Annotated in this window: 9 protein-coding genes; 5 read left to right on the forward strand and 4 right to left on the reverse strand. The window is 43.1% G+C overall.

The genetic code is table 11. The features are described from left to right. Positions 1-296: 296 nt before the first annotated feature. From ACYVBM_RS15230 to ACYVBM_RS15240, 3 genes are all read right to left on the reverse strand, one after another. The gene (locus ACYVBM_RS15230) at positions 297-3947 is read right to left on the reverse strand and encodes a DUF4450 domain-containing protein (RefSeq protein WP_460686543.1); all 3651 of its coding nucleotides are present in this window, start codon (positions 3945-3947) and stop codon (positions 297-299) included. Positions 3948-4122: 175 nt separating this feature from the next. Further along, positions 4123-5352: an oligogalacturonate lyase family protein gene (locus ACYVBM_RS15235; protein WP_460686544.1), complete on the reverse strand. Its 1230-nt coding sequence runs from the start codon at positions 5350-5352 to the stop codon at positions 4123-4125. Between the two features lie 386 nt (positions 5353-5738). Next, a complete protein-coding gene (locus ACYVBM_RS15240; protein ID WP_460686545.1) occupies positions 5739-7880 on the reverse strand; it encodes a hypothetical protein in 2142 nt (713 codons plus the stop codon). A gap of 330 nt (positions 7881-8210) precedes the next feature. Between ACYVBM_RS15240 and ACYVBM_RS15245 the strand changes: the two genes are divergently transcribed. Both ACYVBM_RS15245 and ACYVBM_RS15250 read left to right on the forward strand, forming a co-directional pair. Then, the gene (locus ACYVBM_RS15245) at positions 8211-8339 is read left to right on the forward strand and encodes a hypothetical protein (protein WP_460686546.1); all 129 of its coding nucleotides are present in this window, start codon (positions 8211-8213) and stop codon (positions 8337-8339) included. Positions 8340-8462: 123 nt separating this feature from the next. Next, entirely contained in the window at positions 8463-9590 is a 1128-nt protein-coding gene (locus ACYVBM_RS15250) for a glycoside hydrolase family 88/105 protein (RefSeq protein WP_460686547.1), read from the forward strand. A gap of 242 nt (positions 9591-9832) precedes the next feature. Here the strand turns inward: ACYVBM_RS15250 and ACYVBM_RS15255 are convergent, their stop codons facing one another. Then, positions 9833-10288, reverse strand: coding sequence for a hemerythrin domain-containing protein (locus tag ACYVBM_RS15255; protein ID WP_460686548.1), 456 nt, complete (start codon positions 10286-10288; stop codon positions 9833-9835). 152 nt (positions 10289-10440) lie between these two features. Here ACYVBM_RS15255 and ACYVBM_RS15260 point away from each other — a divergent pair, with 152 nt between their 5' ends. The 3 genes from ACYVBM_RS15260 to ACYVBM_RS15270 all read left to right on the forward strand — a co-directional run bounded on the left by ACYVBM_RS15260 (position 10441) and on the right by ACYVBM_RS15270 (position 14002). Beyond that, positions 10441-10929, forward strand: coding sequence for a c-type cytochrome (locus ACYVBM_RS15260; RefSeq protein ID WP_460686549.1), 489 nt, complete (start codon positions 10441-10443; stop codon positions 10927-10929). A gap of 82 nt (positions 10930-11011) precedes the next feature. Further along, positions 11012-12997 carry a Sec-dependent nitrous-oxide reductase gene (gene nosZ / locus ACYVBM_RS15265; RefSeq protein WP_460686550.1) on the forward strand — a complete coding sequence of 662 codons (1986 nt, stop codon included), beginning with the start codon at positions 11012-11014 and terminating at the stop codon, positions 12995-12997. A gap of 189 nt (positions 12998-13186) precedes the next feature. After that, a complete protein-coding gene (locus ACYVBM_RS15270) occupies positions 13187-14002 on the forward strand; it encodes an alpha/beta hydrolase (protein WP_460686551.1) in 816 nt (271 codons plus the stop codon). The last annotated feature ends 118 nt before the right edge of the window (positions 14003-14120 follow it).

Below are 14120 nucleotides of genomic sequence, written 5' to 3' on the forward strand. Positions count from 1 at the left end.
ACAACTTAAAGCGAAAGAACTATCCTTACTTCAAAGACTTGCTAAAAAGCATGAATTGCAAGTCATTGGTATTTAGACAGTTGCTTCACTTGTCATTAACAGCCTGACGAAAGATGATTTTTCAATCGAATTATGGTTCGACAAGCTCACCATGATATCCGTTTTTTGTCATATCAGTGAACTTAAATGCAATACTTTTATGATCGCTCAATATGACAATCAAGGAGCCTTTTTGGTCAGCCCCGGACAATTTACAAACTTTAGCAATTTACTTTTTACCTCATGTACCGTATAGCTTACGGCCTTTCCAGCGTAAGGCTCATAATACCTGTTACTACTTCGTTGGCTAATGTTTTAAGCGTTAAAGATCTTAGTTCTTTATCAGCATCTAAGGGAATGTCTAACACCGTTCCTGCGCCGCCTTCTATAGCCATATTAGTAAATCCTTTGATGGTACTGTAATCGTTGAAATTTCTTGTAAAAGTACCTGTTTTAAAAATAAGGCGGTAAGGCTTAGGACTGCTTTTAAAAGCAAATCCGTCATTCATATAATCCTGCTCAATGGGCCACCAGTTTTCAGGATTGATCAATGGCAAAGAATCTTTGGTGTCGTCCCTGTATTCGATATAAATGATCCCGTTGGCCATCTGGCTTTGCTGGTGATTGGTAGTGCCGGCCATTAAAAGCCAGGCGTGGCGCGATCTGCCCGATAAAGGAATGCGGATGCTTTCAGGGAAGTTGTCCCATTGTGATGTATAGGCGATGTTCTTTACAGCACCTATTTTGAAAGGTATTTTATCCAGGTAGATAGCTTCTTTGCCTTTGATACCTTCATCACTGATCTCCGGTTGAATTAAAGGATAACACCAGTTGCCAATGCCCTGCCAGGGAATTTGTAAGGTAGTAGTTGCGGGTCTTGGTGAAAGGTATTGGTGCCGGAACGTATGGGTTACCTGGTCGTTCAATGCCTGCGAAATATCGATAGCCTCATAATTCCCTGTGGCTGCAGCCTCCCAGTTAGTGATGGCGCTGTAAGAGCTGGTTCCATCCTGCCATTGAATGGTTACTTTATTAGTGCCTTTTACCAGCTGTGCCGCAGGTATATCAATGGTTTGGGAGCTGGCGGGCGCTATGCTTACTGCTTTTTTAAAGCTGTTTACGATTATAGTTCCTTTTTTTACCGTGGAACTGTTATTGGTTACCGAAATCCCGGCTGCATTTTTAGTGCGCTCATCTGTTGTTTTTATTTCAACCGAAGGTTTAATATGAACCATAACAGGAGCTGTCCAGCTGGCATCACCCTGCCGGAGATTGATTAATAAAGGATGCCTGCCTTCTTTTGCTCCTGAAAATTTTATGGCGCCGGGCTGTACAGATACTTGTGTAAAAGCCTGCTGCGGATCCGTTACTGTTCCGGCTTTGGCTATAGGAAAGGATAGCTGTGCCGTTTCATGGATAACGGAGGTGATCAGGTCTCCTGTGCCTTCAATGGCATTGCCTGTCCAGGTGATCCGGATAGTATAGCTTTGCTGCGCCCCGGCATTGATCTCTATAACAGGTATGCGCAACGCCTCTTTCCAGTTACAGGCTGTTTTTTTGCCATTTACATGAACGGCTGCCACACGATCTTTAAGGGCATTGATACGTAATACCAGGTTCATTGGTTTATTGTACCGTGGTATGATCCTGTAGGTGGATGTGTTTTCCTCTTCTTTAAAATCAAAGGAAATATTGGGCGTGCCCAGCTTTGCAAACTTCCAGTGCTGAGGAAATCCCGGCTGAACCAATAATTGATTGTTCAAAGCATCCGGCTTGATACCGAATAAGCCTTCTGTTAATGTTCTTGCAGCTACGCCGATGGGATCCGCAAAATCGCGGTATAGTTCGCCTCTCACCGCATCATAAAAAGATAATTGCTGGAACCCCCCGGGGCAGGAACTGAGATACATGCTTTCCACGATCGCACTTTTCCAGAGATGAAAAGCTTTATTGCTTTCGCCGCTTTGCCAGTAAGCCAATGAAGTGTGCAGGTTTTCGGCCAGCGCTACATTGTTGATACTCCAGGTATAGGGCTGCCAGTTGGTAGTTGCCAGGAGGTACAGATCACGGAACGGTAAACCTTTTGCCGATACAGGTACGTGTGGAATATGATGATCTACATAACGTAACATTTGGTACTGCTGCTGCGGGGTGGCTGTTTCGCCGTCAATAGCATGATAAATGGTCCATAAGCCAGGTGAAGTATGCAGCAATTGAAGCCCGTCCAGGTCTTTGTATTCCGCAAATGTTCCAACCTCCCGGGACCACAGTTTTTGATTCATTGCCCTTAATATCTTATTGGCTTCTTTCTCATACCGGCTGCCATCTTCCCCGATTTGTTTTGCTATTTGCGCTGCCATTTTATTGGCGCGGTAATTATAGGCGGTGGAATGCGTAACCCCGCCACCGCTGTATTGCAGCGCATCGCTTGCCCAGATGCAGGCGTAGGCATCATACAGCCCGTCATCATCTGCATCGAAATTTCTTTTTTCCCATTGCAGGTGCAATTGAATAGAAGGCCATACTTTTTTGATGTATGCTATGTCCCCGGTGTATTTGAGATGTGTAAGCAGTTGATCTATAAATACCAGGTTCATATCGTAGTGATGGGGTTGCATCTTTCCATCGGGCTGGCGGCATATATAGCCATTGCTGAACATGGCATTTCCCATTCTTTCTTTTTGCCGCGCGAAATGTAGAGCGGTGTCCGGCTCTACCAATCCGGGTGTAATATGGTTTACCTGCGACTTTAAATAGCTGTCAAAGTGAAGACGCGCACGATCCTGCCAGCCCAGGGCATCGGCTGCATAAGCCCCGCGCCAGGCGGGCAGCCGCATGCGCCATGCTACGGCACCATGCAGGAACGAAGGTGTTTCCCATATAGCATCTGCTGCAATGGCCAGCGCACCACCTAAAGGGTTAATATATTCGTCCGGTGTTTCAAGTACAATTCTTTCAGCAATCACCTTCCTGGCTTTTTCAGCCTGGCTGAAAATAGTCGCAGCTTGGTTATAGAGCCTTATTTTGCTATTGCTTTCAACAAAAAAATAATGTTCACTGTTACCGTTTGTTGGTATCAGGGCTGTGATCACAGGTGTTTTGGATTTAGCAGAAGAAGCCCATAAACTTTTGGGCGTTGCCTGCTGCTCTGCATCTGCAAGCTTCACCGTAGCGGTAACAGGAAAGGTGCCTTTCAGCTCTTTGGGTTGCTCCTTTGCAGTAGTGTCCGGTTTTTTATGGCCGTACTGTATCTCATATCTTTCTTCTTCGCTTAATGGCCGGGTAAAACCATAGTTTAACCGGAACCGGTTTTTCGCCACCACGTAAATATTGTCTTTGCAATAGGCCGGCTGCATATAAAAGGATGATTCAGGGTCTGCACCAATATCTCCATCCCGGCTGAATTTTTTGCCGGTGGCTGCTCCGTAGGCTATTACTACCGATAGACCGGCAGGAACCTGCTTCGCTTCTATTTTAATGATCATGCCATCAGCATCGGCCATGGCTAAAGAGGTTAGCCTGATCACACCATTTTGAAGCAGTGGGTCTTTTATCTCGTACAGCATAGATCCCGGCCTGTACACGGTTTGAATGCTTCCTGCTTCAGTAAGCCATTTACTTTGATCTTTATACAGGATACCTATTTTACAGTTGCCGTCCATACCGGGCATATACAGGGCAAACTCGGGCAGATCGCCGGTCTCCACACGAAAAGCTGTATTGGTACCGTATAAAGCACGGTTAAATTTTTTTGTGCCTTTGTGTAAGAGGAAGTCATTGCCCGATGGTTGGTAGTGCAGGATCCTCTCTTTATTGTGCCAAAGCTGCGCCTGTACCGGACTGCATAGTATTCCTATCGAACTTAATGAAATCAGTGTATAAAAAATGAGATGGATTGAATACTTCATTAGCTGATTTTAAAAATAAAAGGAGAGGCCGTCATGTATCTGCCGCCCTGTGAGGTTCCAAACAAGTAAGCAGGCCTGCCGTTCTTTAGCAATAATTGTGGCGTTGCTGGCATTAACCTATTCATTATAACCATTTATCTGCCCTTTGATTCAATTTTTGCTATTTTGTATAATCTTATGATCGTTTTATTTCCACTGCATAAACGTTTTCCTTGCCCTCAAAGTTGGCGCGGAAAATAATCCATTTTTGGTCGGGAGAAAAATGAACATTGGGTTCCAGCCGGTATTGGTGGTGTTTCATGTTCACTAATTTTTCTGATTTTAATTTGTTGCCATCGGGTTGAAACAGGTATATCCACTGACCGTCCGGCGCTTTGGCTACTGATCCGGGGTGACCGCCGTCTCCGGCAAATACTTCATCGCTCTTAGAGCTCGTATAATGCACCGACCATTCGTTTCTTTGCAGCGCATATTTTTTTTCTTTCCCGGTAGCCAGCGCTACACCTGCAACAAAAAATGTTTCGCCCCGTGGCTGCTGCAGATCGAACCAAATGGTTTTGCCATCTTTGCTGATCCATTCATGGCCTGCAATTTCCATAGGCATGGTTCTTTTATGAACGAGCTTTATTGCTTTGCTGTTTACATCAATGGTCCATATCCTGTCTACTTTATGCCAGGGGCCTTCATGGCAGAACATTAATAATGCAGGATCAGCAGGAGAGAACTGTATATGGTTGAGCCAGGCGCTGTCTGTAAATATTTTATTCAGCTGTTTCGTATTAATATTGACCGTGAATAGTGTCCGGGGCAGTTTGGCTTCATAAATAATATTGAAATAACTGCTTTTGTTCGGGTTCTTCCTGAATAATTCTTTTTCTTCATCTGAAGATTTTGCACCGGCCAGCAATGTGCCGTCTGCATTAATAGTAGTGATGCTGGCTTTAAAATCGTCTGGGAATACGTATATAAGCCTTTTCTTTTTTGTAGAAAGGTTTACGGCAAATACACTATCCTTTACCTGGTAAAAAGCTTCATTAAGCTTTGCGGATACAATTTCCCCGGTCATAGGAGAAGCGCTATTGGTAAGTCGCTCTGTTTCTAATGTTTTCAGATCAAGCAGGTACAGTTGCCGGTCTGCAGCATTGCTGTTATAGGTTTCCTGCTTGGCTGCACGATCCTTGGTTTTTTGGGTGCTGTAGTAAACCATCTTATCTCCAACAAAAGGGCTGTTGTGAAAGTAGAAGCTAAGATTGCTCCTGTCATTGGATGTAAGCCGGACGATCTTATGCCTGGTGTCTTTGTCTATCCACTCTTTGGGCATATCAGGACCGGTTTCTAATACAGGCTGAGCGTTTAATGTTACCACTACAGTAAGGAAAACGAAAGGTATTAATATAATTTTCATGACAGCAATGTTATTTTAATGTGGTCAGGGAATAAACTTGGTATATAACATTTTTCAGGAATACCCTTCGACAAGCTTAGGGTGACATCGTTTATAGAATGTCAGGTTGAGCTTGCCGAAGCCTTTTTGGGGAAGATTAATAAAAAATGTTATACACCCATAAGATTTTGTAAGCTACAAAGCAAACTTTATATTACAATCCTGCTTCATCCTGCTATGGGACAACATTTTTGAATACCATATATCTCCCGCTGGCGGGAGTACCCGAAGGGGGAGAGTGGAAGATCCTCCCCCGGCCTACGGCCACCCCCTCTAAGAGGGGGATTAATATCCCTTGCATCGTTGTTATATATTTTAAACATTGAAATGTTATGCAATTCATCCTGCTATGGCATTTTCTGCAATCCCTCGAATTTTACTTTCCATTTACCATCTTTAGGGATACCGGGCAATACACCTTTAGCCTGATCGTAACCTGCGCACATCATGGCTATAGCTGAAAGCAATCCGCCGTTACCGGGCAAATAAATGGTAAGCCTGCCCTCCTGGTAGTTATGGCCGTTAGGAAGATAGGTGTTGGTTTGGATGGGCATTAGTAATGCATCAATCGCTTTATCCGGCATTCCCAAACGGGTGGCGGTCATTGCCGTCATGGGAAAATCCCAGCCCCAGGTATCGTGCCAGCTCCAGTTGTTCCATATCCAGTCAAATGTGTTTTGCATGATCTGTTTATCAAGCATGGGCGTTTGCGGCATCATCCCTAAAGCACCAAAAACAGACGGGTGGTCGGTTCTGTATTCCGGGTTCGTATAAGAATCGGTACCGCTTTCTGTAAATAAATACTTATTGCCCTGAACCGGTAAGGGTGACAGGTCTTTGATAACCGCATCCCATTTCTGATCTCTTGGCAATCCCAGGCGTTCACGCCATTGCTGTGCTACTTTTAAAGCCCAATGCCAGTACACCAGTTCATAAGTGGGATTGAAGGTTTCCTCTGCCTTAAAACGTTCCTGCGCGGGTATCAATCCTTTACCTAATACATATTTTTTTGTTGCCTCATCATAACGTGCAAAAGACGCTATGAAATCGGCGGTGCCAAAAACAAGATCTTTATACTTTTCAAGTATGGATCGATCCTGCCTGGCACGGTATAGTAATTCTGTAAAATAGATAAAGTGCGGCTGCTGCCATATTAAAAAGGCCCCGATGGAAGAAGGTACTTCACGCCCTTTATTATCAGTCATTTTTTGCCAGCGGATACCTTCGTATCCCTGCCTTTTGGCAATGCCTTTGGCTATATCCTGTACCTTGAAATACCAGTCCACACTTTTCTGTAAAAGTTCGGGCCTGCCCCATAATGCAAAGTGTATGCCGTGCCACCAGTGCATTTCAAGGTGCGGCTTGCCGTACCAGCTGTTGTAAGTTAGCCCTGTTTCCTGTGGCGGGAAATTACCGGAACACTGGATCTTGGTGAGATATTGGGAAAGAATGATCCTTCTTTCTAATTCATTTGCACGTGGGTCGGTGCTGCCCGCAAAGTCAATGGCCCCGCCACTTTTCCAGAAGGCTGCGAGGTATTGTTTGCTGTTTTGTCCGGTTGCTAAAAAGGAGGGTACAATAGCTTTGCTCTTTTCTTTATTGAACCTGACACTGAGCTCAAAACTGTTGCCGCTGGTTGGTTTTACTAAATAATAGTGCGGTTGCTTTTGAGTTACAGACGCTGTACCTTTCCATAATGTGGAAATATAATAACTGGTTGTATCCAGCGTGTGGTTGATGGTAGCCGCATTCGCGGTTTTGCTTATAATAGAAGAGCTGTGTTGGTTGTGGTTCTGCCAGTTATTGCCCCTGTCGCCCCAATCTCCGTTAGGGTACGGCAGCCTGATGCGGATCTGTAAACGTTTTTGGGCAATAAGGGGAGACGAGACTTTAGTAGCAATAGCATCCTGCTGCTGGTGCCCGTAAGTGGTTACCTGAACCGGAATGTTTTCAACAGTGAAAGACGATTTTATTTCGCCTGTCCACATATCCAGTTGCTGGCTGATATTTTTTATATCAGAAAGTTTTGCAATACTGCCATCTTTTTTAATAATCTCCAAACCGATGTTGGCCAGGTGCAGCCTGTGCTCGTTGATGCGGAAGTAATCGGCTGTTTTTTTTGACAGTTCGGGACCCTGGTTGTTTTGAACCATGTAGGTAACATCCCTGCCATTGAGATGATAGGTTTTTAATGCATCTTTAACCTTATAGTTATTTACATTAGGAAATGCGTGCCAGCCCCATTCACTTTGAGTTCCCAGCGGTACGCCTGATGCGTAGTCGTCCGGAAAAGATTGCAGCCCCGTAACATCAACGGTAAAAGCAAAAGAGCCGTTGCCTACTGAAAGAGAAGCCAGGGTGTCGGCTTTATGAAGTTGTACCGTATGACGCTGTACCACCTGCTGGCGATTTATTTTAGATGTAGTTTGTGCCAACAAAATATGGCTCAAAAAAAGGATAGTGATAAGGATCGTACTATTTAGTTTCATGTTCGTATGCATTTTGAAGCAGTCTTAACAGTAACCCCGTTTATGCTTTATAACGGAAGATAGCAATACTGCTACCAGTTTAAGCAAATCAGTACAATTTAATACTTATATATTTATATTGTTTTCAAGCCTGCAACCATTCTTTTATGTAAGCAACATTCAACTATTCTATCAATTGGTGCTGCGAATATATCTTTAACTCGTTCCTTCACTGTCCTGATCCGTCCTGCTTTTAGTAGGTTTTTTATGCAATCGTTTGCGAAATTGTATCGAAACTAAATTTCAATAAACAGATCTGATAGGCACCAAAGATTTAGTGATTATATAAAAATGAAACAAATCCATTTTATTGTAATTATTTTACCATACGTAAAACCTTTATTTATGAATTATAAAAAATACATGGAACCAGATGCTTTTGTAATGCTGGAAAAGCGTGTTATTAAAGGAACCAATTAACAGTGGAACTGATCCTTACAGAGATGGATGGGGCGGTATTCCGTAATTTCAGGATACTACAGGACGCCTGGAATGGATATTTGAAGTAATATTGATTTTTAAATAACGAAAAAATCTCTTGTCATGCGATGTAAGTTTTTTTTGCCGTTGGTCTTACTTTTTACCGTGCCTGTTATTCTAAGCGCCCAGAAACTTCCTTCTAAAAAAAATATTTTAAGCGTAATGCGGCTTACTAACCAGTATTTCATGAACAAATGGCCCGATACAGGGAAGCCTATTGTAACTAACAGGGAAAGGCCAAGTAATATATGGACACGGGGAGTGTACTATGAAGGGCTGATGGCTTTGTATAGTATTGACCCGCAAAAGAGATATTATGATTATGCAGTGGATTGGGGTGAAAAGCATAAGTGGGGCCTGCGCAACGGTATTACTACCAAGAATGCCGATGACCAGTGTTGTGGGCAAACTTATATAGATCTTTACCTGATAGATAAAAAGGAAGAGCGTATTAAAGATATTAAAGCCTGCATGGATAATGTAATTGCAAGTGACAAGGATGACGACTGGAGCTGGATCGATGCTATACAGATGGCTATGCCTGTATTTACAAAGCTGGGTAATTTATATAACGACACAAAGTATTTTGATAAGATGTATGCTATGTATGCTTATACTAAGAATAAGCATGGTAATAAGGGCTTATATAACCCCGAAGATCATTTATGGTGGCGGGATGCTGATTTTGATCCGCCTTATAAAGAGCCTAATGGTGAAGACTGCTACTGGAGCCGTGGGAATGGGTGGGTAATTGCTGCACTGGTGCGGGTATTGGATGAGCTGCCTGCGTCAGACCCTCATTATGCCGAGTATTTACAGGATTTTAAAGATATGTGCGCCGCGCTTGTTAAAATACAGCAACCGGATGGCTTGTGGACCGTAAGCCTGCACGACCCTAACCATTACGGCGGTAAAGAGATTACCGGAACCGCTTTGTTTACGTATGGTTTTGCATGGGGAGTAAGAAAGGGTATTCTTGACAAAAAAATTTATATGCCTGTACTTACAAAAGCGTGGAAGGCAATGGTAAAGGATGCAGTGCATAAAAATGGCTTTTTAGGATATGTACAGGGCACCGGTAAGGAGCCCAAAGACGGGCAGCCGGTTACCTATACCAGCATGCCTGACTTTGAGGATTATGGTTTAGGCTGCTTTCTGCTTGCCGGCACCGAAGTATATAAATTAAAATAGCGTAGCCGGAAAGTCTGTAAGTCCGAAAGCCAGGGACTGCGTCCAAAAGTGATTAGTAAATATTTAATCGTTTACATAAAGAGGTTGATGATAACGCCAACACAGGCGTTCACTGTTGCGCATGCCTGCCAGTCGCAGACAAGGTAGCCCCGCAATTACATTGGAAACATTAAGGAAACGATATTCGAGATGGAGTATCGAAGATTAATCACTTATTACTCATTAATACCTGCTGCTTATCGTTATACCCAAAACTCATCAGCAAAATCATCAGTAGCTGTGCCGCTATGTAGCTCCTCAAGCTGCTTCCCTATAGCCAACAGCTCGTTTGGAGGTATTACTGTCTCCAGGTAAGGGAATAAAATTCTTTCTTCAAAGCGGATATGCTTTTCCAGGAGATTGGCAAATACATTGAGGTTTTGAAAAGTGGCTGAGCCGGATATTTCATCAACCAAAAAGTGAAGCTGCCGATGTTCCATGATAGCCTGCTTATTAAGCGTTTCTTCTGCATTTTTGAATAAAAGCTTTTCTTCTTCGTCAAAATGGCCCGCAAGGTGTGTGTGCCAGAAATAGAGAATATAAGCTTTCATGCGCTCTGGCGGAATATTTTTTTTGATGCCCTGCCTGATCTTCCAGCAGCAAAGTAACCCAAGATGGTGGTCTCTTGAAAGAGGGATGATGCTTGTATGTCGTTTCACGATGTTTGATTATTAGAACAATTGTACCGGAATAGAGCCGGCTAAACAGTTTAAAATTAAAACAAAAACATTTTGATATGTATGATCCCAGTCATACAGCTGTACCATAGAGCGAAACTACTTTTGGCCTATTAAAAAAAAATATCAGACATATGAAGAAAAAAGCAATGGCCATATTAGGCTTACTGATTGTCATTTTTATCGGCGCCTGCGGTGGCGATGACAGCAAGGGCTCCACATCTCCGGCAGGAACGTCTGAAAGTGCTCAGCCGGTTCCTGAAACTTCAACTTACGACCCTAAAAGAGGGGAAGGGAAATTCGATGAAACCAATGTAACAGTTGGCGCTTTAGATGCTGCTATGGCAGCAAAGGGGAAAGCTATTGCAGAAACAAAATGTTTTTCCTGCCATAAGGTTACTGATGAAAAATTAGTGGGACCGGGCTGGAAAGGTGTAAGCACGAAACATACTCCTTACTGGATCATGAACTTTATTACCAATCCCGATCCTATGATCGATAAAGACCCGGAAGTACAGGCCCAGCTCGAATTGTGTTTGGTACGCATGCCCAATCAAAACCTGGCGGAGCAGGAAGCAAGAGAAATACTGGAATTTATGCGCCAGAATGATGGAACCAACTAAATCGTAAGAGCTATAGTTTTCTGTTAAAAAAGTTTCCTGTACCAGGAAAGAAAATAATTATTCAAACTCAATTAATAGTTTTATGTCGTACAAAAAAATATCAGTTACCTTGCTGGCAGTAGCTGCTTTATATATCAGTTCCTGTAAACCTAAAGGGTCGGGTAGTGCTGTAAGCGGAGATGCTGCTTCTAAAACTTACGTGGCTCCCGGAAAATACGATGAATTTTATAATTTCGTATCAGGTGGATTCAGCGGGCAACTGAGCGTATATGGTTTGCCCAGCGGACGTTTGCTGCGTGTAATACCAGTATTTTCTGTTGACCCGGAAAAAGGATGGGGTTATAGTGAAGAAACCAAACCCATGCTTAATACTTCTCACGGTTTTGTACCCTGGGACGATCTGCACCACGTAGAAATGTCGATGACAGATGGCGTTGCCGATGGTAAATGGGTTTTTGTGAATGGCAACAACACGCCCCGTTTGGCGCGCATAGATTTAAAAACTTTCCGTACTGCAGAAATTATTGAGCTGCCAAACAGTGCGGGAAACCATAGCTCTCCTTTTGGAACCGAAAATTCAGAATATATTGTGGCTGGCACACGGTTTAGCGTACCTGAAGATGGGGAAGCCGGTGATGTTCCTATTGATACATATAAAGACAACTTTAAAGGACATATCAGTTTTGTAAGTATTGATAAAACAAGCGGGGAAATGAACCTGGCGTTCCAGCTAAAAACACCGGGTGTGAACTTTGATCTGGCCCGTGCAGGCAAAGGTAAATCTCATGGTTGGTTTTTCTTTAGCTGCTATAACACCGAGCAGGCGAATACTTTACTGGAAGTGAACGCTTCACGGAACGATAAGGATTTTATTATGGCCGTTAACTGGAAAAAAGCGGAAGAATATGTAAAAGCCGGTAAAGGTAAAAAGCAGGCCCTAAAATACGCGCATAACAAGTATAATGAAGACACGCATACAGCAACTACTGAAATGAAAAACGAAGTTACAGTACTGGATGTGGCGGAGTTCCCCGATATCGTATATTTTATACCCTGTCCAAAATCTCCGCACGGTTGTGATGTTGATCCTACCGGAGAATATATTGTGGGCAGCGGTAAGTTAGCTGCTTTATTGCCTGTGTTCAGCTATGATAAGATTCAGAAAGCCATTGCAGATAAAAATTTTGAGCAGGAAAAATATTCCGGCTTACCCGTTATTAAATACGAAGCCGCTTTATATGGCGAAGTACAAAAGCCAGGCCTCGGGCCTTTGCATACGGAATTTGATGCGAATGGTAACGCCTATACTTCTTTCTTTGTTTCTTCAGAAGTGGTGAAATGGAATATTAAGGATCTGAAAGTACTGGATCGCCAGCCTACGTATTATTCTGTAGGACACTTAATGGTACCTGGTGGCAATACGAAAAAACCTTTCGGTAAATACCTGGTTGCGTATAATAAAATTACAAAGGACCGTTATTTGCCAACAGGTCCCGAACTGTCTCAAAGTGCACAGCTGTACGATATCAGCGGGGACAAGATGCAATTAATATTAGACTTTCCAACTATCGGCGAGCCTCACTATGCACAAGCTGTCCCTGCCGAATTGATAAAAGACAGGCAATTGAAGATTTTTGATATCAATGCGAATAAGCATCCTTATGTTGCTAAAGGTGAAAGTGAAACTAAAGTAGTTAGGCAAGGTAACCAGGTACACGTCTATATTACTGCTGTTCGTTCGCATTTTTCACCGGATAATATTGAGGGCGTGCAGATGGGAGATGAAGTTTATTTTCATGTAACCAATCTTGAGCAGGATTGGGATGTACCTCACGGCTTTGGTGTGAAAGGGGCTAATAATGCAGAACTGCTGGTTATGCCCGGGGAAACCGTTACATTGAAATGGTCTCCAGACCGTACCGGTATTTTCCCGATCTATTGCACAGACTTCTGCTCTGCATTACACCAGGAAATGTCGGGCTATGTGCGAGTATCCCCTAAAGGAAGTAATGTTCCCATCAGCTTTAGCCTGGGCGATAAAAATAAACCGGCGCCAGCAGCTAAATAGCGAAGATCGTATTTTAATACTTGCAGGCAGTACGTAAATTCGTACTGCCTGTTTTTTTTAGAGAAACTTCTGCCTAAGAAAAAAGCTCCTGTGATATGCTGCCATGCTTCCATCCCGCGGCATTTTTTGAATATAACAGCATGCATGAGTCTTCTAAAATGTTATATTCGTTTCTTAAATTTTTAAGCAATGAGATTTAAGTTCTTCTTTCTTGTTATTTGTATACTGTCAGCTATACATATTAATGCTTCCAGGGTAGATACAGTTGTCACTTACAGTGCAGTAATGAAAAAGGATATCAAAGCGGTAATTATAACACCCGATAATTATAGCAAGAGCAAGCAATACCCTGTAGTTTATCTTTTGCATGGCTACAGCGGGGATTATGCGGGCTGGTCTAAAGCGCTAGCTGTGAAGCAGGCTGCTGACCTGTATAACCAGATCCTGGTATGTGCAGATGGAGGTTTCGGGAGCTGGTACTGGGACAGTCCGGTAGATCCTTCTTATAAATACGAAACTTATATTTCAAAGGAGCTAACCTCCTGGGTAGATAAAAATTATTCAACCATTCAAAATGCCGGGGGCAGGGCAATAGCAGGTCTCAGCATGGGAGGGCACGGCGCTTTATACCTGGCTATAAAGCATCCTGATGTTTTTGGGGCCTGTGGCAGTATGAGCGGCGGTGTTGACTTCCGTCCTTTTCCTGATAACTGGGAGATTGCCAAACGGCTGGGCAAATATGCAGAAAACCCTGAGCTCTGGGAAAAAAACACGGTCATAAATATGCTGCATCTTATTCGTCCCAAGACTTTGAGCATTATTATTGATTGTGGTACCGAAGATTTTTTCTTTAAAGTAAATAACGAGCTGCATCAACAACTGTTGTACAGAAATATAGCACACGATTATATAACGCGGCCCGGCGGGCATACATGGCCTTACTGGGAAAATGCAGTGGCTTACCAGCTATTGTTTTTCCACAACTTTTTTACAAAAAAGGCCTGATTTTTTACTTTTTACTGAATATGAACAGCTTAATTACGGCCTGGTTATAAATTTCAGCATAATATTTGCTTATTTAATGCCTGATAACATCACGGCAGATCGTTTGTGTGTGCGTTTT

Source organism: Niabella aquatica (assembly GCF_054779315.1).